We start from the raw sequence: 20853 nt of genomic DNA, 5'->3' as shown, positions 1-20853 counted from the left end.
AGAACATGTCCCAGCGCGCCGCCGAGATGCTCCGCGAGGATCTGGAATCCCGCGGCCCGGTGCGCCTGTCCGAGGTCGAGGCCGAGCAGAAGGAAATCCTCAAGACGGCCCGCCGTCTGGCTGAGGAAGGCCAGATCGCGCTGTCCAGCGGAGGCGGCGACGATGCCTTCGTGTAAAGGCGGAGCGCTGCGATGAGCCCGACCCAGGCATCCGGCGCCTACCGGCGCTGGCAGCTGCCGTCCTTCGACGAGCCCCTGATGCCGGCGCCCGTGGACGACGCCCCTGCCCTCGCCGCCGAACCCGAGCCCGAACCGCTACCGCCCGAACCCGTCTTCGAGGCGCCCGTCGAGCTCGAGCCCGAGATTCCGATCCCCGAACCGCACATCCACCTGCCCACCGCCGACGAGATCGAGCGCATCCACGAGGAGGCCCGCAAGGAAGGCTACGACGCCGGCTACGAGGAGGCCACGGCCCGCGGGCGGATGGAGGCAATGCAGCTCCACGGCCTGGTGCAGAGCCTCGAGAACGCCATGACCAGCCTCGACCAGGAAGTGGCCGACGAGATCCTCGCCGTCGCCATCGAGGTGGCCCGCCAGATGGTGCGCCACAGCCTGGCCCACAACCCCGAATCCGTCGCCGAACTGATCCGCGAGGCCCTGCTGCAGTTGCCCCAGGCCCACGCCATGGTGCATCTCAACCCCGAAGACCTGGCGATGGTGCGCGACTACCTGGGCGAGCAGCTCACCCACGGCGGCCACCGGCTGGTGGAAGACGCCAGCATCGCCCGTGGCGGCGCGCGCATCGAAGCGGCCGGCAGCCAGATCGACGCCACCCTGCAGACCCGCTGGCGCCGCATCATGGACAACCTCGGCCGCAACATCCTGTGGGATGGGGACGGCAGCTGATGGACCACGGCACCGAAACCTGGCGCGCCTACCTCGCCGACAGCCGCAAGCTGGTGGGCGCCACCGCCCCTTATCAGCTGTCCGGCCGCCTCACGCGCATCAACGGGCTGGTGATGGAAGCCTCCGGGCTCAAGCTGCCGCTGGGCTCCGGCTGCCGCATCGTGATCCCGGGCGGCGCCTCGGTGGAGGCCGAAGTGGTGGGCTTTCACGGAGAAAAAATCTTCCTGATGCCCACCGACGACGTGTTCGGTCTGGCGCCCGGCGCCCAGGTGCTGCCCGTCGAGCCAACCCAGCCGCCGCTCATCGCCGGCGAACGCATCGAACCGCGCCGTCGCGCCTCCGACCGCGCCAAACACCTTCCGATGGGCGACGAACTACTCGGCCGCGTCGTCGACGGCGCCGGCCGCCCGCTCGACGGCCTCGGCCCGCTGGCGGTGCGCCACAGCCGCTCGCTCCAGGCGCGGCCGATCAACCCGCTGCAGCGCGCGCCCATCAGCCAGTCGCTGGATGTCGGCATCCGCGCCATCAACGGCCTGCTCACCGTCGGCCGCGGCCAGCGGATGGGCCTGTTTGCCGGCTCCGGCGTGGGTAAATCGGTGCTCATCGGCATGATGGCCCGCTACACCGCCGCCGACGTGATCGTCGTCGGGCTGATCGGCGAACGGGGCCGCGAAGTGAAGGAGTTCATCGAGCACAACCTGGGCCCCGAGGGCCTGGCCCGCTCGGCGGTGATCGCCGCCCCGGCCGACTGCAGCCCGCTGATGCGCCTGCAGGGCGCCTCCTACGCCACCACGGTGGCCGAGTACTTCCGCGACCAGGGCAAGCAGGTGCTGCTGATCATGGATTCCCTCACCCGCTACGCCATGGCCCAGCGCGAGATTGCGCTCGCCATCGGCGAACCGCCGGTCACCCGCGGCTACCCGCCATCGGTGTTCGCCCGCCTGCCGGCGCTCGTCGAACGGGCCGGCAACGGGCCGGAAGGCGGCGGTTCGATCACCGCCTTCTACACCGTGCTCGCCGAGGGCGACGACCAGCAGGATCCGATCGCCGACTCCGCCCGAGCGATCCTCGACGGCCACATCGTGCTGTCCCGCAACCTCGCCGACCAGGGCCACTACCCCGCCATCGACATCGAACAGTCGATCTCCCGGGCCATGCACAACCTCGTCAAGAGCCAGCACTTCGACATGGTGCGGCGCTTCAAGCAGCTGTTCTCCCGTTACCAGCGCTCCCGCGACCTGATCGCCGTGGGTGCCTATCACGCCGGCTCCGACCCGGTGCTCGACCAAGCCGTGGCCATGTATCCACGGCTCGAAGCCTTCCTGCAGCAACGCATCGAAGAGTGCGAACCCTACGAATCCGCCGTTGAAAAGCTCCACGCCCTTTTCGGAGCCACGCCATGAGCAGCCTTCACACCCCCCGGCGCCCGAAAGGTGATGTCACCCCGCCCCTAAAGATTCCCGTCCCCTGCCCGATAACGCCGAAGGAACGTGAAGATGACTGAGCGGTTCCCGCTGCAAACCCTGCTGGATCTGGCGAACAGCCGCATGGACGACGCCGCGCGCAAGCTCGGCGAGCTCATTGCGAGCGAACACGCCGTGGAGGAAAAACTCGCCCTGCTGGTGGACTATCGCAAGGAATACCAGGCCCGCTTCGTTGAAGCGGCCCGCAACGGCATCGGCCCCGACGCCTGGCGCAACTTCAGCGCCTTCCTCGGCAAGCTCGATGACGCGATCGCCCAGCAGCAGCGCCTTGTCTCCGACTCCAGGCAGCGCACCGAGCAGGGCCAGCAAGCCTGGGTGGATCAGCGCAACAAGGTGAAGGCCTTCGACACCCTGTCGCACCGCCACCAAAGCGAGCAGGCCCGCAAGGAAGCCAAGCAGGAACAGCGGCTCACCGACGAACACGCCGCCAAGCAATTCCGCGATCGCCCCCAAGAGGAGTGATCCGCCCGGGCGCAGCCCTGGCACGTGGCTTGCTGGGTAACGTAGGTCAGCATCCTCACCAGGACTCAACATCATGCCCGGACCGGCCCTGAACCCGATCGCCAACACTGCGCCCGTCGCCTCCGTCAAAACCGCCACCGGCACGCGCCCCGACGCGTCCGCCGAGCCCGGCAAGGCGGACGCGCCCGAGCAGGGTTTCGCCTCCGAACTGAAACGCCAGATGCGCGGCGAATCCAGCCCCGACGAGGCCGCCTCCAGCGACGCCAGGGCCGCCGCCGCGAGCGACGAGGCCGCCAAGCCCACCGAAGACGCGGCCCAGGCCCAGTCGCCCACCGCGCCGGCCGATCTATCCGCACTGCTGGCCGGCGCCGCTGCCGCCGCCAACGCCATCCCGACGCCGCTGCCCCGCACCACCGCCAGCGTCACGCCGGACACCGCCAAAGGCGCCATCGACACCACCGCGAGCCTCAGCGTCGATGGCGGCGAGGCCGGCAAGCTCAGCCAAGGGCTGACCGATCTGGCGGCCGACGCGGCAAATCTTGCCGGCCACCATGCCGCACCTGCCGGTCCGGATGCCACCCCCGCCCCCAAGACACCGCCGGCCGACCTCGCTGGCACAGACGCCATCACCAGCAGCCGCCACGGCCCCGAAACCGGCGCCGACGTGGCCGCTGCCCCCACCAACAACTTCGCGGCGATCCACGCGGCGGCCCTTGCCAACCTGCGGGGAGAAAGCGCCCAGCCAGTCGCAAGCCCGGTGCCCCTGCACGTCGCCACCCCGGCCGGCGCTCCCGGCTGGCCCGAAGAAGTGGGCAACCGGGTGAGCTGGATGGTCGGCCAGTCGGAAAGCCACGCCGAGCTCACCCTCACCCCGCCCCAGCTGGGCAAGGTGGAGGTGTCGATCACCATCAGCGGCGACCAGACCACTGCGCAGATCGTCGCCGCCACGCCGGCCGCCCGCGACCTGATCGAACAGAGCCTGCCCCGCCTGCGCGAGGTGCTGGAGCAGAGCGGCATCAACCTGGGCCAGACCGACGTGGGCACCTCCGGCCAGCCCGACGGCTCCGGCGAAGGGCGCCGCGGCGGGCAGTTCAACCCCTCGCGCGGCAGCAACGAGATCGGCGTCAGCACCGCCGCCGCCAGCCCCTGGCTGCGGCGCGCAGAAGGATTGGTGGATACGTTCGCCTGAATCGCCACAAATGACGGGGGCTTTGGCCCCTATTCGAGGCTTGCCGGGCGGACGTGATGGATAACAATGCATTGAGATAAGGAGAAATCCAGCATGTCGAAAGCACCGGCCAAAGCCGAAGCCGCCGAAGGCGAAGCCCCTGCCAAGGGGGGCAAGAAGAAGCTCATCATCATCATCGTTGCCGTCCTGATCCTGGCGATCGCGGGCGGCGCTGCCTTCATGCTGCTCGGCAAGAAGAAGCACGCCGAGGGCGAGGAAGAGGAAGAGCCGGTGTCCCACGAGCCGCCGAAGGTGAAGGTCGACCCGTCCAAGCCGCCGGTCTTCGTGCAGCTCGAGCAGTTCACGGTCAACCTGTCCCCCGAAGAGGGCGACCACTTCCTGCAGGCCACGATGGTGCTGCGGGTGTCCGACGCCAAGGTGGGCGATTCGCTCAAGCTCTACATGCCCGAACTCAAGCACCGGGTCATCATGCTGCTGTCGTCCAAGAAACCGTCCGACCTCGCCACCACCGAAGGCCGCGAGGAGCTCGCCGACGAGATCAAGGAAGAGGCCAACGACGTGCTGGGCTACGCGCCCAACCCCAAGAAGAAGAACAAGCGCAGCCGCCCCGAGGATGACGGCCCCGTGCTGGCCGTGCTGTTCAACCAGTTCATCGTGCAGTAAGCGGAAAACCACCATGGCTCAGGACTTTCTCTCCCAGGAAGAGGTAGACGCCCTGCTCAAGGGCGTCACCGGGGAGTCCGACGAGCAGGACACCGGCGAAGAGGGCGGAGACGGCATACGCCCGTACAACCTCGCCACGCAGGAACGCATCGTCCGTGGGCGCATGCCCACGATGGAGCTCATCAACGAGCGCTTCGCCCGCTACCTGCGGATCGGGCTGTTCAACTACATGCACCGCAACGTCGAGGTCTCGGTCGGCCCGATCAAGGTGCAGAAGTTCAGCGAGTTCGTCCGCAACCTGGTGGTGCCGACCAACCTCAACCTGTTCACGTCCAAGCCGCTGCGGGGCACCGCCCTGATCGTGCTCGACCCGAACCTTGTGTTCCTGGTGGTGGATAACCTGTTCGGCGGCGACGGGCGTTTTCATACTCGCGTCGAAGGCCGCGACTTCACCCTCACCGAGCAGCGCATCATCCAGGGTCTGCTGAAGGTCACCTTCGAGGAATACGCGAAGGCCTGGTCGCCGGTGCAGAAGCTCGAATTCGAGTACGTCCGCTCGGAGATGAACCCCCAGTTCGCCAACATCGCCACCCCCGCCGAGGTGGTGGTGGCGGCGTCGTTCACGCTGGAGTTCGGCGGCGCCCAGGCGGAGATGCACTTCTGTTTCCCGTACTCGATGCTCGAGCCGATCCGCGAGACGCTCTATTCGACGATGCAGAGCGACCACATCACCCAGGACAACCGCTGGGTGAGCATGATGGGCAAGCAGCTGCAGAGCGCCGAAGTCACGCTGGTGGCCCGGCTGGGCAACGCCAAGGTCACCCTGGGCGACATCGTCAACATGAAGCCCGGCGACGTGATCCCCCTCAACATCCCCGAAACCATCCAGGCTGAAGTGGACGGCATCCCGTTCATGGAATGCCGCTACGGCGTCCAGCGCGGCCAGTACGCGCTGAAGATCGAGCGCTTCCTCGCCCAGGAAGAAGATACCCCGGCCCCCAGCCAGGAGTGAGCCATGTCAGAAACCGATACCCCCGACGACAACCAGATCAGCGACGACGACTGGGCCGCTGCGATGCAGGAGCAGGCCGCCGCCGAGGGCCTGACCGACCCGGCGGAGCCCGCCCTCGGCGAGGAATCCCCCTTCCAGGCCAAGCCCGCCAGCCAGCTCTTCCCGGATTTCGGCCAGGCCGGCGCCAAGAGCGGCTCGATCAACGACTACGACATGATCCTGGACATCCCGGTGCAGCTCACCGTGGAACTGGGACGCACCAAGATCGCCATCCGCAACCTGCTGCAGCTGGCCCACGGCTCGGTGGTCGAACTCGACGGCCTTGCCGGCGAACCGATGGACGTGCTCGTCAATGGCACCCTGATCGCCCAGGGCGAGGTGGTGGTCGTGAATGACAAATTCGGCATCCGCCTCACCGACATCATCACGCCCGCCGAGCGCATCCGCAAACTGCGCTCCTGATCCCCGCCCCACAAAAGCTCTCGGCCCCGCGGCGCAACACCGCGGGGCCGAACTGCATTCAGGATCTGGCGGACGTCACACCGCCCCGGTCCGCCCCCTCATCAGCACCGAACTCGCCGGGCGGCGGTCGGGCGCATTGGCCCGATGGAGCAGCCAGCGCTCGCCGAGTATCTTGAGGGCCCGCTGACGCTTCTCCTCGTAGCCGGACGACGCCGCGCCCGGCGCCCCTCCGTCCGTCACGCCAGCCGCGAGCTGGCTGTCACGATGCCACAGCAACATGATCGCACCTCCACTCTGTTGGATCTGCCGTCTTCCCGAGCCGCCCGGCAAGAATCGGGCGCTCCGTGCGTTTTGAGTATAGGCGCCCGGCGCAGTTCAGCAGGCCAAAGCCGAAAGCATGAAAAAGTGCCGTTTTGCCCGCCTAATCGGCCCATGCCGCGCCGCGGTCCGGGGCTATTCTCCCCTCCAGGCTCCCCCCGGAATGCCCCGGATTCCCCCCAATCGCCATGCGCCACTTCCTGCCCGCTGCCGGCCTGCTGCTCCTCTCCGGCCCCGTCCTGCCTGCCGACGGCAGCGCCGACGTGACGGGCAGCGTCGTGCAGATGCTGCTGGGCCTCGCCCTCATCATCGGCCTCCTGATCGGCAGCCTGCACCTGCTCAAGCGCCTCGGCGCCGGTCAGGGCGGCAAGGCCGGGCTGCTGAAGGTGCGCGGCGCCACCTCGGTCGGCCCGCGGGAGCGCGTGGTGCTTGTGGAAGTGGCCGACAAGGTGCTGGTGCTGGGCGTCTCGCCCGGCCGGATCACCCCGCTGCATACCCTCGATGCCATCGACCTGCCCACCACCGCCGGCGACGCCCCGTCGTCCGCTACCGGCGGCGCGGATTTCCAGGCCTGGCTCAAACAGACGCTGCAGCGTCGCCCCCGATGAAAGCCTTCACTGCCCTGCGCCGCGTGGCGCCGCTCATCCCGCCCCTGCTCCTGGCGCTGCCCCTGCCGGCGCTGGCCCAGGCCATGCCGGCCCTCACCACCGCGCCGGCCGGCGGTGGCGGCACCCAGTACAGCCTGTCGGTGCAGACCCTGCTGCTGCTCACCTCCCTGAGCTTCCTGCCGGCCATCGTGCTGATGATGACCAGCTTCACCCGGATCATCATCGTGATGTCGCTGCTGCGCCACGCGATGGGCACCCAGACCTCGCCCCCCAACCAGGTGATCGTCGGGCTGTCGCTGTTCCTCACCTTCTTCATCATGGCGCCGGTGGCCGACAAGGTTTACACCGAGGCCTGGCAGCCGCTATCCGAAAACCGCATCACCTTCAACGAAGCCCTCGACCGGGCCACCGTGCCGGTCAAGGCCTTCATGCTCAAGCAGATCCGCGAGCCCGACCTCAACCTCTTCTCCAAGCTCGCCAAGACGCCCCGCGTCGAGAAGGCCGAGGAGCTGCCGATGCGCGTGGTGATCCCCGCCTTCGTCACCTCCGAACTCAAGACCGCCTTCCAGATCGGCTTCATCGTGTTCATCCCCTTCCTGATCATCGACATGGTGGTCGCCTCGGTGCTGATGTCGATGGGGATGATGATGATGAGCCCGGCCATCGTCGCCCTGCCGTTCAAGATCATGCTCTTCGTGCTGGTGGATGGCTGGAACCTGCTGATCGGCTCGCTGGTGCAGAGCTTCGGATAGCCGCCGGAAGGAACCCGCAATGACTCCCACCACCGTCATCGACCTCGGCCGCCAGGCCCTCGAACTCACCCTGCTCGTCTCCGCGCCGCTGTTCATCGCCGCGCTGGTCACCGGCCTGGTGGTGTCGATCTTCCAGGCCGCCACCCAGATCAACGAACAGACCCTGTCCTTCGTGCCCAAGCTCATCGCCACCTTCATCACCCTGGTGGTGGCCGGGCCGTGGATGATCACGATGATGACCGACTTCATCCGCCGCCTGTTCGAGAACATCCCCGCGATGATCGGGTAGCCCGATGCTGTCGGTCACCAGCGCCCAGCTCGACGCCTGGCTCGCGATGCTCGCCTTCCCGCTCGCCCGCATCCTCGGGCTGGTGGGGATGGCGCCGGTGTTCTCCAACAACGGCATTCCGCGGCGGATCAAGCTGATGGTGGGGCTGGCGATCACCATCGGCATCGTCCCGGCCCTGCCGCCGCCCCCGACGATCCCCCTCGGCTCGTGGGACGGCCTGCTCATCATTGCGCTCGAAACCATGACCGGCGTGGCGATGGGCCTCGTGCTGCGGGTCGTGTTCGCCTCCCTCGACGTGATGGGCGAGATCGTCAGCCTGCAGATGGGCCTGTCCTTCGCCACCTTCTTCGACCCCGTGGCCGGTGGCCAGACCGGGGTCGTCGGCGAGTTCCTGATCCTCATGGCCACGCTCATCTTCCTCGCCCTCAATGGCCACCTGCTGTTGGTCGACGCCCTCGCCCACAGCTTCGAGTGGATGCCGATCAGCGCCACCCCGCCCCACAAGGGCGGCTGGCTGCTGCTGGCGCGCTTTGGCGCCACGGTGTTCTCGGCCGGCCTGCTGATGGCCCTGCCGATCGTCACCGCGCTGCTCATCACCAACATCGCGCTGGGCATCCTGACCCGCGCCGCGCCGCAGCTCAACCTGTTCGCCATCGGCTTCCCGATCACCCTGACGGTGGGTTTCGGCGTGCTGATCCTGGCCCTCAATCACCTGGCCCCGCTGCTCCAGCACTTCTACGACGTCGGCTTCGGAACCATGGCCGACCTGGTCCGCGCCCTGCGCTGAAACCCCATGCCACCGCCCGCCACACCACCCCTCGACCCCGCCCACGCCGGCTTCACCGCCCTCTTCCGCTTCCTGCCCGAAATGGTCGCCCTCGCCACCCTGGAAGACGACCGGCTCATCGACGTCAACGACAACTGGACCGCCGCCCTCGGCTACGCCCGCGACGAGAGCGTCGGCCACAGCTGCAGCGACCTGGGCATCTGGCACGACCCCGAGGATCTGCACCAGATCCGCGCCGAACTGCTGGCCGGCCACACCGTGGTGGACCGCCCGGTAGTCCTCCTCACCAAAGCCCGCACGCCCGTCGAAACCCTGCTCCGCGCCCGTACGCTGGACATCGACGGGCAGACCTGCATCCTCGCGGTGTGCCAGGACATCACCCCCCGGCAGCGCCTCGAGAAGGCCCGACAGGAGGCCGCCGAAGCCCAGCGCATCTCCGAGGTGATGTTCTCGACCGCCTTTCACTCCAGCCCCGAGGCGATCACCCTCAGCCGCCTCCGGGACGGCAAGCTGCTGGCCGTCAATCCCGCCTTCGTCACCCTCACCGGCTGGGAGCGGGATACCGCCCTCGGCACCACCGCCCACGCCCTCGGCCTGTGGCCTTACCCGGAAGAACGGGTGGCCATCGTCGAGCTGCTCCAGGAGCACGCCGTGCTGCGGGATTTCCAGTGCACCCTTGGCACCGCCGACGGCAGCCACCGGGATTGCCTGGTCAATGCCTCGACCGTCGACATCGCCGGCCAGACCTGCCTGATCTGCATCATCCGCGACGTGACCGACCAGAAGGCCGCCGTCGCCAACCTCCACGACAGCCAGAACAAGTTCTCCACCATCTTCAACTCGGCGCCCTTCGCCCTCGCCCTCACGCGCATCAGCGACCGCACCTACCTCGACGCCAACCCTGCCTGGGAGCGCCTGTTCGGCTGCCCACGCGACAAGATCATCTCCCGCACCAGCGGCGAGCTCGGCTGCTGGCTCGACCCCGCCGACTACGACGACCTCTACGGCGGCCTTGCCACCCGCGACGTGGTCGAGCAGCGGGAAGTCCGGCTGCGCCCCATCGGCCGTCCGGGCATCGCCAACTGCCTCGTCTCGGCCCGGCGACTGCGGGTTCGTGACGAGGACTGCGCCCTGTGGTCGATGGTCGACATCTCCGAACTGCGGCGGGTCCAGGCCCACATCGAGGATCTCAACCAGAGCCTCGAGCTGCGCGTCGCCGAACGCACCGCCGAACTCACCAAGGCCCTCGGCATCCTGCATCAGACGCAGGAAGAGCTCGTCCGCAGCGAAAAGATGGCCGCCCTCGGCTCCCTGGTCGCCGGCATCGCCCACGAACTCAACACGCCCATCGGCAACAGCGTCACCGTCGCCTCGACCCTCGCCGCCCGCACCGACGACCTCATCGCCGCCTACAGCACCGGCAAGCTGCGCCGCACCGATTTCGACCGCTTCACCCAGGGCACCCGGCAGGCCGTCGATCTGCTGATGCGCAGCCTGCTGCGGGCCGAGGAGCTCGTACGCAGCTTCAAGCAGGTGGCAGTGGACCAGACCAGCGAACAGCGCCGGCGCTTCGAGCTGAACGAAGTGCTGCGCGAGATGGCCATCACCATCAGCCCCATGTTCAAGCACGGGGATTTCACCCTCGACGTGCTCGAGACGGCGCCCTTCACCCTCGACAGCTACCCCGGCCCCCTCGGGCAGATCTTCACCAACCTCATCACCAACGCCCTGCTTCACGCCTTCGAAGGTCTCCCCCGGGGAAGCATCACGGTCACCCCGCGGGTGATGGACGAAGACAGCGTCCAGATCGAGTTCGCCGACGACGGCCGGGGCATCCCGATCGCCGACCAGCGACGCATCTTCGACCCCTTCTTCACCACCCGCCTCGGGCGCGGTGGAACCGGTCTCGGATTGCATATCGTCTACAATCTGGTCACCCAGGTGCTGGGGGGGCGCATCACCGTGCACAGCTCGCCCGGCAACGGAACACGTTTTGTCCTCGCCCTGCCGCGCACGGCGCCCGCCCGCGGCGAGGTTCAGACTGCCGCCGACGCAGCCGCAAACCCCGGCCCGGGACTCAACTTCGACGACCTCGGGCCGATAATCTGACGCTGGCCGCCGGGAGCTGCGGCCTACCGGGAGAACTCATGGCCATTGCCATCGTCGATGACACGCCGCTCAATCTCACACTGATCCAGGCCCTCGTCCGCAAGCTCACGCCACCGGGCACCGAGATCGTCACCTTCAGCTCGCCGCTGGAAGGTCTCCAGTGGTGCGGCAGCCACGAGCCCGACCTGGTCATCGTCGACTACATGATGCCGGACCTCAACGGCATCGAGTTCATCGAGACCGTCCGCAAGCTCTACCCGGCCGACACCGTCCCGATCCTGATGGTCACCGCGGCCCACGAGAAGGAAGTGCGCTACGAAAGCCTCGCGGCCGGCGCCAACGACTTCCTCACCAAGCCCATCGACCGCCACGAGTTCGACCCCCGGGTGCGCACCATGTTGTCGCTGCGTGCCAGCCACCAGCGCATGCGCACCTGGAACGACGACCTGCAGGCCGCCGTGATCCTGAAAACCGCCGAGATCGTCACCCGCGAACAGGAAACCATCACCCGCCTGGCCCGCGCCGCCGAGTTCCGCGACCCGGAAACCGGCGCCCACATCCTGCGCATGGCCCACTACTCGCAGATCATCGCCCGCGATCTGGGGCTCGATGCCGAAACCTGCGAACGCATCCTCACCGCCGCCCCGATGCACGACATCGGCAAGGTGGGCACGCCCGACAACATCCTGCTCAAGCCCGGCCGGCTCACCCCCGAAGAGATGGTGATCATGCGCCAGCACCCGCGCATCGGCCACGACATCCTCAAGGGCTCGTCGTCACCGATGATCCAGATGGCCGCCGAGATCGCCCTCACCCACCACGAGAAATACGACGGCAGCGGCTACCCCGACGGGCTCGCCGGCGACGCCATCCCGCTGGTCGGCCGCATCGTCGCCGTGGCCGACGTCTTCGACGCACTCACCTCGCCGCGTCCCTACAAGCCGGCCTGGGAGCTGGACACCGCCTTCAACTTCATCCGCGAAGGCCGCGGCAGCCACTTCGACCCGGCCTGCGTCGACAGCTTCCTGGGCCTGATCCCGGAAGTACTGGAAATCCGCGAGCGGTTCAAAGACGAATGAAAGACGCCCTCCAACGCCTGGCGCAAGGCGCTGGGCTGCACACCCTCGGACAGCAGCTCACTGCCCTGTTCGCCTTCCTGCTCACGCTGTCCCTTGGCGCCTACGCGATCTACCTGGGCAACGAGCAGGTCGAATTCATCGAGCGGCTCGAACGCCAGCACGCTGACGAACTGACCCACGCCCTCGCCTCGGCTCTCGAACCCCACCTGGCCAGCGGCAACATCGCCAGCGCCACCGGCCACCTGCTCAAACTCGAATACAACCCCCACATCCGCCGCGCCACGGTCACCGACCGTCAAGGCGTGCCGCTCACCAGCGTCGGCCGGAGCGCAGGCGGTGCGCCGATCGCCGTCGAGCCCATCGAAGGCGTCCCCGTCCTCGTCCCGGACAGCGCCCGCCGGGCCTCCCAGGGGAATACCGGCAACGGGTCCACCCACTTCGTCGCCTGGGCCGGCATTGGCGCGGCCGCCCCCCTCGGCTGGCTGCGCATCGAGGTCGCCCCGGCGGCCGGCGACAACCTCCAGATCATCATCATCGACAGCCTGATCGCCGCGATCGTCACCCTCGTCGTCGGCACCCTCGTCATCCGCCAGTTCCTGCGCCCGCCCCTGCGCAGCCTCGCCCGCGCCACCCGCTTTGCCGAAACCCTCGAGACGAGCCACGGCAAGACCCTCGACGAAGACAGCCCGATCGCCGAGCTGCGCCAGCTGGTGGACGCCCTCAACCAGACCTCCGTACGCCTGCACGAAGGCCAGTCGGCCCTGGCCGCCAGCGAATCGCGCAACCGGGCCATCACCGAAGCCTCCCTCGACAGCATCGTCACCATCGGCGAAGACGGCCTCATCCTCGAATACAACCCGGCGGCCGAGCGCACCTTCGGCATCCCCGCCCACGAGGCCATCGGGCAGCGCGCCGTGGCCCTGCTCTTCCCCGAGCGCATCCGCGACGCCCAGACCCAGGCCCTCCTCGACCTGCTCGCCGACACCCAGGCCGGCACCCTCGCCCAGCGTACCGAGGCCATCGCCGTCCGGCACACCGGTAGCGGCCCGGTCGAATTCCCCGCCGAGGTCGCCCTGGTCGCCGTCCACAGCGCCGGTCGCCGGCTGATCACCGCCTACGTGCGCGACATCGGCGAGCGCAAGGCCGCCGAAGCCGCCATGCGCCAGGCCAGGGACGTCGCCGAGGCCACCAGCCGCTCCAAGAGCGACTTCCTCGCCAACATGAGCCACGAGATCCGCACGCCGATGAACGCCATCATCGGCATGACCGAGCTCACCCTCGACACGCCCCTCGACAACGAGCAGCGGGAATACCTCAGCCTCGTCAAGACCTCCGCCAACTCCCTGCTCGGCATCATCAACGACATCCTCGACTTCTCGAAGATCGAGGCCGGCAAGCTCGATTTCGAGCACATCGACTTCAGCCTGCGCGACTGCGTCGCCCTCGCCGTGCGCACCCTCCAGCAGCGGGCCGACGAGAAGAACCTGCGCATCACCGCCCAGGTGGCCCCGACGGTGCCCGACAACCTGATCGGCGATCCCCATCGCCTGCGTCAGGTACTGATCAACCTCATCTCCAACGGCATCAAGTTCACCGAGCACGGCGAAGTTCGCCTCCTGGTCGAACCGGGCACCGAAGCCGGCAACGGCGACCCGGGCAAGGTCGAGCTCGCCTTCAACGTGCACGACACCGGGGTCGGCATCCCGCCAGAAAAACAGAGCCTGATCTTCGAAGCCTTCTCCCAGGCCGATTCCTCCACCACCCGCCGCTACGGCGGCACCGGGCTGGGGCTCACCATCAGCGCCCAGCTCGTCCAGGCCATGGGCGGGCGGATCGGCGTCACCAGCACTCCGGGCGAAGGCAGCACCTTCCGCTTCACCGCCCGCTTCGAAGCCGGCCACGCCACGCCGGTGCTGGACGAACAAGCCCACCTCGAAGGCCTGCCGGTTCTCGTCGCGGTGGACAGCAGCACCGAACGGGCAACCCTCGTCGAGCTGCTTGGCCAGTGGCGGATGAAGCCCGTCACCGTATCCGACGCCAGCGGCGCCCTGCGCGAACAGGCCCGCGCCACCGCCGAGAACAAACCCTTCAAGGTGGTGCTGATCAGCACCCAGCTCCCGGACATCGAAGGCTTCGACCTAGCCGAAGCCATCCTCTCCGCCGCCGCGCCGCCCCCGTGCATCGTCATGCTGGCCGGCGAAGGCCGCCGGGGCGACGGCGCCCGCTGCCGCGAGATGGGCATCTCCGCCTACCTGCCGATGCCGATCATGGCGTCCGACCTCCTCAACGCCATCCTGCTGTCGGTGGAGCCGATCGACGACAACACCGGCAACAGCAGCAGCGCCGACCGCTCGCCCCTCATCACCCGCCACAGCCTGCGCGAGCAGAAGCGCCAGCTGCGCATCCTGCTGGCCGAAGACAACGTGGTGAATCAGACCCTCGCCCTGCGCCTGCTGGGCAAGCTCGGCCATCAGGCCGACGTGGCCAACAACGGCAAGGAAGCGCTGGAGCTCCACGCCCGCAACCGCTACGACCTGGTGCTGATGGACGTGCAGATGCCCATCATGGGCGGATTCGACGCGACCGCTCAGATCCGCCAACGCGAAGCCGCCGGCGCCACCCACACCCCCATCGTGGCGATGACCGCCCACGCCATGAAGGGCGACCGGGAGCGCTGCCTCGCCGCCGGCATGGACGGCTACCTCTCCAAGCCGGTGCACGCCCCGGATCTGGTCGAGGTGCTCATCCAGCACACTGGCCGGGGCGACCCGGCGCCGCCACCGCCCAGCGAACCCACCAGCATCAGCGGCCCGGTGTTCGAACGTCAGAAAGTGCTGTTCAACCTCGGCGGAGACGAAGAACTGCTGGAACAACTCATCGGGATGTTCATCGAGGACGAGCCGCGGCTGTTTGCCGACATCGAGGCCGCGGTGGTCGAGGGCGACGCAGAGGCCCTGCACAACGCGGCCCACGCCCTCAAGGGTGCGGTGTCAAACTTCTGCGCCGGCCGGGCCCAGACAGGGGCCGCGCAGCTCGAACGCATCGGCCGCGAAAAGCGCATGGCCGACGCACCCCAGGCCCTAGAAGCCCTGCGCGCCGAGCTTGCTGCCCTGCGCGAAGCCTTCGCCGCCGCCTGAGCCCCCGGCCGGCCGGGGGCGGCGCGGGTCAGGACTTGGCCTGGATCAGTTCCACCTTGTAACCGTCCGGGTCTTCCACAAAGGCGATCACCGTCGTCCCGTGCTTCATCGGGCCGGCTTCGCGCACCACCTTGCCACCGCGGGCCTTGATCGCCGCGCAGGCCGCGTAGGCATCCGGCACCGCCAGTGCGATGTGGCCGTAAGCCGTGCCCAGCTCGTAGGACTCGACGCCCCAGTTGTGGGTAAGCTCCAGCACCGCCCCTTCCGATTCATCCTGATAGCCCACGAAGGCCAGCGTGAACTTGCCCTCCGGGTAATCGTTGCGGCGCAGGAGGCGCATGCCGAGCACTTCGGTGTAAAAGGCGATGGAACGGTCGAGGTCCACGACGCGAAGCATGGTGTGCAGAAGACGCATGGTTGTTTTCCTGAGAGTCAGAGGGAAGGAAGACTCGCCGCCACCTGGCGCAGGGCCTTGCGGGCAGCGACGTGATCGGGATAGATGGACTCAACCACGGACCAGAAACGCGGCGAGTGGTTCATCTCGACAAGATGCGCCACCTCGTGGGCCACCACGTAATCGATCAGGCCCAGGGGCAGATGGATGAGCCGCCAGTGCAGGCGGATGCCGCTGCGGCTGCTGCAACTGCCCCAGCGCGTGCGGGCATTGGAGAGCGCCACCGGCGGCACCGGGCGCCCAAGCCGCAGGCAGAACTCCTCGACCCGGTTTTTGAACAAATCGAGGCCTCTTTGTTGCAATTCCCGCAACAATAGCCGGCGGGCATCGCCGCCGCTACGCAGGGCCAGCTCCAGCACCCGCTCCGGGCCGATCTCGTGCCACAGCACCCGGTTGTTTCCGCGCCCGATGGAGATCCGCCAGGCCTCGCCAAGAAAGGGCACGGCCGCGCCATCGACGGCCTCGAAGGCCGGACGGGCCTCGGGCTGCGGGCGGTTGTGGAGTTTTTCGACGACCCACGCGGCGTGGCTGCGGATGAAGGCCTCGGCCTCGCGCAGACCCACCCGGAGCGGCACGCCCACGGTGAGCCCCCGGTGATCGATGCGCAGCCCCAGCGTCTTGCGGACGCTGCGCCGCAGGGTGTAGGCAACGCGCACCCCGTCGAGAAGGATCTCGCGGGATTCGACGGCCGGCGCGGTCACGCCTTGGCCGGCTCCTGACGCTTGCCGGCGTGGCGGTAGTGGGACGGGAACAGCCGGCGCATCTCGGCCTCGATCCAGGCTTCGGCCTTGGCGTTGATCTCGTCCACCGTCAGCCCGTGGGTGTCGATGGCCGGGCCGACGCTCACCACCACTTCGCCAGGACGCTTGAAGAAGGCGTTGCGCGGCCAGAACTCGCCGGCGTTATGGGCCACGGGCACCACCGGGGTGCCCGTGGCGCGGGCGAGCCAGGCGCCGCCCGGCTTGTAGCGCTTGGTGGTGCCGGGCGCCACCCGGGTGCCCTCCGGAAAGACCGTGACCCAGAAGCCCTGGTTGAGGCGGTCGCTCCCCTGCTCGACCACCTGGTTGAGGGCGTCCTTGCCGGCAGCCCGGTCGATGGCGATCATCGGCATCTGGGAGATCCCCCAGCCGAAGAACGGCACCTTGTGGAGCTCGCGCTTCATCACGAAGACCATCGGCGGAAAGACATCCTGCAGCATGATGGTTTCCCAGGCGGACATGTGCTTGGAGAGCACGATGGCCGGCCCGGCCGGGATGTTGGCGGCGCCTTCGAGCCGGTACGGAATGCCCAGCACGTGCTTGATGACCCAGATCATGATCCGCGCCCAGCCCCGGATGAGCTTGTGGCGCGTCTGCGGGCGGAACGGGAAAGTCGCCATGCCGATGAGGGCGTAGAGCGGCGTGAAGATGCCCAGGGCGAGCATGAACAACAGGTTGCGGATCAGGACCACGGAGGGGTTTCCAGTCAGACGGTGAGCTGGGCAGCGATGGCTGCCAGGTCGGGGAAGATCTGGGTGCCGGGCGGCAGGGCCGGATCGGCCTGGGTCTTGACGCCCCTGCCGGTCAGCACCAGAAACGGCGTGCAACCCACGGCGACGCCGGCCTGCAGGTCGCGCAGGCTGTCGCCCACCACCGGCACGCCGCGCATGTCCACATTGAAGCGCTCGGCGATCTGCCGGAACATGCCCGGCTTGGGCTTGCGGCAGTCGCAGGTGGAATCCGCGGCGTGGGGGCAGAAGAAGATGGCATCCAGCCGCCCGCCCACCTGGGCGAGCGTCTTGGTCATCTTTTCGTTGATGGCGTTGAGGGTGTCCATGTCGAACAGCCCGCGCCCGACACCGGACTGGTTGGAGGCAACCACCACCCGCCAGCCGGATTCGTTGAGGCGCGCAATGGCCTCGAGGGAGCCGGGGATCGGCTTCCATTCGTCCGGCGACTTGATGAACTGGTCGGAGTCGACGTTGATGACGCCGTCCCGGTCGAGAACGATGAGTTTCATGGACTGCCCCCTCGCCCGGCTCATGCGGAAAGCCGCGAGATGTCGGCCACCTGGTTCATCAGACCCGCCAGCTGAGCCAGCAGGGCCAGGCGGTTCTGACGCACCAGCGGCTCGTCGGCCATCACCATCACCTCGTCAAAGAAGCGGTCCACCGCCGCACGCAGACCGGCGAGCACGCGCAGGGCTTCGGTGTAGGCCTCGTTCTGGAAGTGGGAGCGGGCCAGCGGAGCAACCTCGACGATGGCGTGGAACAGGGCCTTCTCGGCGTCCTCGACGAGCAGCGCCACGTCGGGCTCGCCCACCGCGCCTTCGGCCTTCTTGAGGATGTTGACGATCCGCTTGTTGGCGGCGGCGAGCGCGGCGGCTTCGGGCAGCTGCTGGAAGGCCACGACGGCCTCGAGCTTGGGCACCACCAGATCGATGCGGGTCGGCTTGAGGGCCAGCACCGCATCCACCACGTCCTGGGCGTGGCCGGCGTCGCGCAGCAGGTTGCGCAGGCGCTCGAGCATGAAGTCGAACAGCGGGCCGGGCAGCTCGGCGCCGAGCACGCCCGGGTTGAAGGCCCCGGCGGATTCGTTGATGAGGGTGACCAGATCGAGGGGCAGCTGACCCTCCATCAGGATCCGCAGCACACCCAGGGCGGCACGGCGCAGGCCGAAGGGATCGCGGTCGCCGGTGGGGATCTGGCCGATGCCGAAGAAGCCGGTGAGGGCATCGAGCTTGTCGGCCAGGGCCAGGGCGCGGCCGATGTTGGAGTCGGGCAGCGCGTCACCGGCAAAGCGCGGGCGGTAGTGCTGTTCGATGGCTTCCGCCACCACCGGCTGGGCACCTTCGGCCAGCGCGTAGTAGCGGCCCATGATGCCCTGCAGTTCGGGGAACTCGCCGACCATGTCGGTGAGCAGGTCGGCCTTGGAGAGCAGCGCGGCGCGGTTGGCGAGGTTCTCGTCGGCGCCCAGCATGCCGGCGATGGTGCGGGCCACGGCGGACAGGCGCTCGACGCGGTCGCCCAGGGAGCCGAGCTTGTTGTGATAAACCACCGAGCCGAGCTTCACCACGCGCGGCGTGAGGCCAGCCTTGATGTCCTGCTCGAAGAAGAAGCGGGCATCGGACAGGCGCGGGCGCACCACGCGCTGGTTGCCGGCGATGATGTTGGTGGGGTCGGCCAACTCCATGTTCGAGACGATCAGGAAGCGGCTGGTGAGCTTGCCCTGGTTGTCGAACAGCGGGAAATACTTCTGGTTGGCGCGCATCGTGAGGATCAGGCATTCCTGCGGCACGGCCAGGAACTCGGCCTCGAACTCGCCCACGTAAACGGTCGGGTGCTCGACCAGCGCGGTGACTTCATCAAGCAGATCGGCGTATTCGCCGAGGGTGGCATGCTGGCGGCCGGCCTCGGTGACGAGCTGCTTCTCGATGTTGGCGCGGCGCTCGGCGAAATCGGGGATCACCTTGCCTTCGGCCAGCAGCGTCGGCTCGTAGGCGTCGGCGGTGGAGATCTCGATGTCGCCCTTGCTCATGAAGCGGTGGCCGCGGGTGGTGCGGCCGGACTGGATGTCGAGCACGCTGCCCGGCACCACGTCGGCGCCGTGGAGCAGGGTGAGCTTGTGGGCGGGGCGCACGAAGGTCGCATCGCCGTCGCCCCAGCGCATCACCTTGGGGATCGGAAGCGACTTGAGGGCGTCCTGGACGATGCCCGCGAGCACGTCGGCGAGCTTCGCGCCGGCCACGGTGCTGGTGTAGAACAAGGCCTCGGCCTTGCCGTCCATGCGGCGCTCGAAGCTCGCCACGGCCGACAGGGGAATGCCCTTGCCTTCGAGCTTCTTGGTGAGAGCCGGGGTCGGCTGGCCATCAGCGGTGAGGGCGACCGAGACCGGCATGATCTTTTCGGTGACGTCCTTGGCGGCGGCTTCGGGGAGCACGTGGGCAACCGTCACGGCCAGGCGGCGCGGGGTGGCGAACCAGCGGAAGGCACCGTCGGCGGCAGCGAGGCCGCGGGTGCGCAGGCCGGCCACAATGGCATTGGAGAAGGCCTGGCCCAGCTTGGGCAGCGCCTTGGGCGGCAGTTCTTCGGTCAGCAGTTCAACGAGCAGGGTCGCGCCGGTCATCACGCGGCCTCCTTCTTCAGCATCGGGAAGCCGAGGGCTTCGCGGGAGTTGTAATAGGCCTGGGCCACTTCACGGGCCAGCGCACGCACGCGGCCGATGTAGGCGGCGCGTTCGGTCACCGAGATCGCGCCACGGGCGTCGAGCAGGTTGAAAGTGTGGGAGCACTTCATGACCATCTCGAAGGCCGGCAGCACCAGCGGCACGGCCATCAGGCGCTTGGCCTCGCCTTCGTATTCGCCGAACAGGCGGAACAGCCACTCCACATTGGAGTGCTCGAAGTTGTAGGTGGATTGCTCCACTTCGTTCTGGTGATAGACGTTGCCGTAAGTGACGGGCGTGCCATCCGGGCCGATCGACCAGACCAGGTCATACACATTTTCGACGCCCTGCAGGTACATGGCCAGGCGCTCGAGACCGTAGGTGATCTCGCCCAGCACCGGGCGACAGGAGAGCGAACCGACTTCCTGGAAATAGGTGAACTGGGTGACTTCCATGCCATCCAGCCAGACTTCCCAACCCAGACCCCACGCGCCCAGGGTGGGCGACTCCCAGTCGTCCTCGACGAAGCGGATGTCGTGGGCGTTCGGATCGATGCCCAGCGCGCGCAGGCTGTCGATGTAGAGCTCCTGGATATTGACCGGCGAAGGCTTGAGCACCACCTGGTACTGGTAGTAGTGCTGCAGGCGGTTGGGGTTCTCGCCGTAGCGGCCGTCCTTCGGGCGGCGGGACGGCTGAACGTAGGCGGCGTTCCAGTGCTCCGGGCCGATGGCGCGCAGGAAGGTGGCGGTGTGGAAGGTGCCGGCGCCGACCTCGATGTCGTAAGGCTGGAGCAGCGTGCAGCCGTGCTCGGCCCAGAAGTTCGAGAGGCGCAGGATGATCTGCTGGAAAGTCGGTTTTTGGACGGACATGGATGCTCCGCGGCGAGGGCCGCGCGGTTTTGGGCAAAGTATCGATTTTACTGTGTTTGGGCAGTCAGGGAACGCCCGGCCGCACGGGTAGCCCCGGAAACCACGCTGCCCATCCCGCCGAAGCCGCACGAC

The 20853-nt window shown here is 67.9% G+C and carries 22 protein-coding genes; 15 read left to right on the top strand and 7 right to left on the bottom strand.

All coding sequences use genetic code 11. The features are described from left to right. The 8 genes from Q0672_RS21755 to fliN form a co-directional block, all read left to right on the top strand. Positions 1–176 (top strand): FliG C-terminal domain-containing protein (locus Q0672_RS21755; protein ID WP_298625864.1); only part of this gene is annotated, 176 nt, incomplete at its 5' end. Positions 177–191: 15 nt separating this feature from the next. Then, complete coding sequence (locus tag Q0672_RS21750) at positions 192–905, top strand: flagellar assembly protein FliH (protein WP_298625858.1); 714 nt, start codon at positions 192–194, stop codon at positions 903–905. Then, positions 905–2308: a flagellar protein export ATPase FliI gene (fliI, locus tag Q0672_RS21745; RefSeq protein WP_153162442.1), complete on the top strand. Its 1404-nt coding sequence runs from the start codon at positions 905–907 to the stop codon at positions 2306–2308. Before Q0672_RS21750 ends, fliI begins: the two co-directional genes overlap by 1 nt. A 93-nt stretch (positions 2309–2401) precedes the next feature. Next, positions 2402–2851: a flagellar export protein FliJ gene (fliJ, locus tag Q0672_RS21740; protein WP_298625855.1), complete on the top strand. Its 450-nt coding sequence runs from the start codon at positions 2402–2404 to the stop codon at positions 2849–2851. A gap of 73 nt (positions 2852–2924) precedes the next feature. Continuing rightward, entirely contained in the window at positions 2925–4040 is a 1116-nt protein-coding gene (locus tag Q0672_RS21735) for a flagellar hook-length control protein FliK (protein WP_298625850.1), read from the top strand. Positions 4041–4133: 93 nt separating this feature from the next. Then, positions 4134–4703, top strand: coding sequence for a flagellar basal body-associated FliL family protein (gene fliL / locus Q0672_RS21730; RefSeq protein WP_298625848.1), 570 nt, complete (start codon positions 4134–4136; stop codon positions 4701–4703). A gap of 13 nt (positions 4704–4716) precedes the next feature. After that, positions 4717–5715, top strand: coding sequence for a flagellar motor switch protein FliM (fliM, locus tag Q0672_RS21725; RefSeq protein ID WP_153162446.1), 999 nt, complete (start codon positions 4717–4719; stop codon positions 5713–5715). Positions 5716–5718: 3 nt separating this feature from the next. Beyond that, on the top strand, positions 5719–6177 hold the full coding sequence (gene fliN / locus Q0672_RS21720; protein WP_153162447.1) for a flagellar motor switch protein FliN: 459 nt from the start codon (positions 5719–5721) through the stop codon (positions 6175–6177). Positions 6178–6252: 75 nt separating this feature from the next. Here the strand turns inward: fliN and Q0672_RS21715 are convergent, their stop codons facing one another. Next, positions 6253–6456, bottom strand: a complete 204-nt coding sequence (locus Q0672_RS21715; RefSeq protein ID WP_298625843.1) for a hypothetical protein — start codon at positions 6454–6456, stop codon at positions 6253–6255. A 227-nt stretch (positions 6457–6683) separates the two neighbouring features. Between Q0672_RS21715 and fliO the strand changes: the two genes are divergently transcribed. From fliO to Q0672_RS21680, 7 genes are read left to right on the top strand one after another with little or no spacing between them, the layout of a single operon-like run. Next, positions 6684–7103: a flagellar biosynthetic protein FliO gene (gene fliO, locus Q0672_RS21710; RefSeq protein WP_298625840.1), complete on the top strand. Its 420-nt coding sequence runs from the start codon at positions 6684–6686 to the stop codon at positions 7101–7103. Then, positions 7100–7855 (top strand): flagellar type III secretion system pore protein FliP, encoded by a 756-nt coding sequence (gene fliP / locus Q0672_RS21705; protein WP_298625837.1) that lies wholly within the window; start codon positions 7100–7102, stop codon positions 7853–7855. The genes fliO and fliP overlap by 4 nt, the downstream gene beginning before the upstream one ends. A gap of 19 nt (positions 7856–7874) precedes the next feature. Further along, complete coding sequence (fliQ, locus tag Q0672_RS21700; protein WP_153162450.1) at positions 7875–8144, top strand: flagellar biosynthesis protein FliQ; 270 nt, start codon at positions 7875–7877, stop codon at positions 8142–8144. 4 nt (positions 8145–8148) lie between these two features. After that, positions 8149–8931: a flagellar biosynthetic protein FliR gene (fliR, locus tag Q0672_RS21695; RefSeq protein WP_298625834.1), complete on the top strand. Its 783-nt coding sequence runs from the start codon at positions 8149–8151 to the stop codon at positions 8929–8931. 6 nt (positions 8932–8937) lie between these two features. After that, complete coding sequence (locus tag Q0672_RS21690) at positions 8938–11040, top strand: PAS domain S-box protein (protein ID WP_298625832.1); 2103 nt, start codon at positions 8938–8940, stop codon at positions 11038–11040. 38 nt (positions 11041–11078) lie between these two features. Beyond that, positions 11079–12119: an HD domain-containing phosphohydrolase gene (locus Q0672_RS21685; RefSeq protein WP_284187915.1), complete on the top strand. Its 1041-nt coding sequence runs from the start codon at positions 11079–11081 to the stop codon at positions 12117–12119. Beyond that, positions 12116–15256 (top strand): response regulator, encoded by a 3141-nt coding sequence (locus tag Q0672_RS21680; RefSeq protein WP_298625827.1) that lies wholly within the window; start codon positions 12116–12118, stop codon positions 15254–15256. The genes Q0672_RS21685 and Q0672_RS21680 overlap by 4 nt, the downstream gene beginning before the upstream one ends. Before the next feature lie 28 nt (positions 15257–15284). On the opposite strand, the gene gloA is transcribed toward Q0672_RS21680, so the two are convergent. The 6 genes from gloA to glyQ are packed head-to-tail and all read right to left on the bottom strand — an operon-like array spanning position 15285 to position 20721. Then, entirely contained in the window at positions 15285–15671 is a 387-nt protein-coding gene (gene gloA / locus Q0672_RS21675) for a lactoylglutathione lyase (RefSeq protein WP_153162455.1), read from the bottom strand. 17 nt (positions 15672–15688) lie between these two features. Then, on the bottom strand, positions 15689–16411 hold the full coding sequence (locus tag Q0672_RS21670) for a M48 family metallopeptidase (protein ID WP_298625823.1): 723 nt from the start codon (positions 16409–16411) through the stop codon (positions 15689–15691). After that, complete coding sequence (locus Q0672_RS21665; RefSeq protein ID WP_153162456.1) at positions 16408–17160, bottom strand: 1-acyl-sn-glycerol-3-phosphate acyltransferase; 753 nt, start codon at positions 17158–17160, stop codon at positions 16408–16410. The genes Q0672_RS21670 and Q0672_RS21665 overlap by 4 nt, the downstream gene beginning before the upstream one ends. Positions 17161–17174: 14 nt before the next feature. After that, entirely contained in the window at positions 17175–17708 is a 534-nt protein-coding gene (gene gmhB, locus Q0672_RS21660; RefSeq protein ID WP_298625820.1) for a D-glycero-beta-D-manno-heptose 1,7-bisphosphate 7-phosphatase, read from the bottom strand. Between the two features lie 20 nt (positions 17709–17728). Continuing rightward, positions 17729–19813 (bottom strand): glycine--tRNA ligase subunit beta, encoded by a 2085-nt coding sequence (gene glyS, locus Q0672_RS21655; protein ID WP_298625817.1) that lies wholly within the window; start codon positions 19811–19813, stop codon positions 17729–17731. After that, positions 19813–20721: a glycine--tRNA ligase subunit alpha gene (gene glyQ / locus Q0672_RS21650; protein ID WP_284187922.1), complete on the bottom strand. Its 909-nt coding sequence runs from the start codon at positions 20719–20721 to the stop codon at positions 19813–19815. The genes glyS and glyQ overlap by 1 nt, the downstream gene beginning before the upstream one ends. Between the last annotated feature and the right edge of the window lie 132 nt (positions 20722–20853).

Source organism: uncultured Zoogloea sp. (genome assembly GCF_937894855.1).
Lineage (GTDB): Bacteria > Pseudomonadota > Gammaproteobacteria > Burkholderiales > Rhodocyclaceae > Zoogloea > Zoogloea oryzae.
Note: the sequence above shows the minus strand (reverse complement) of the source record. Positions and strands in the feature narration are given on the sequence as shown.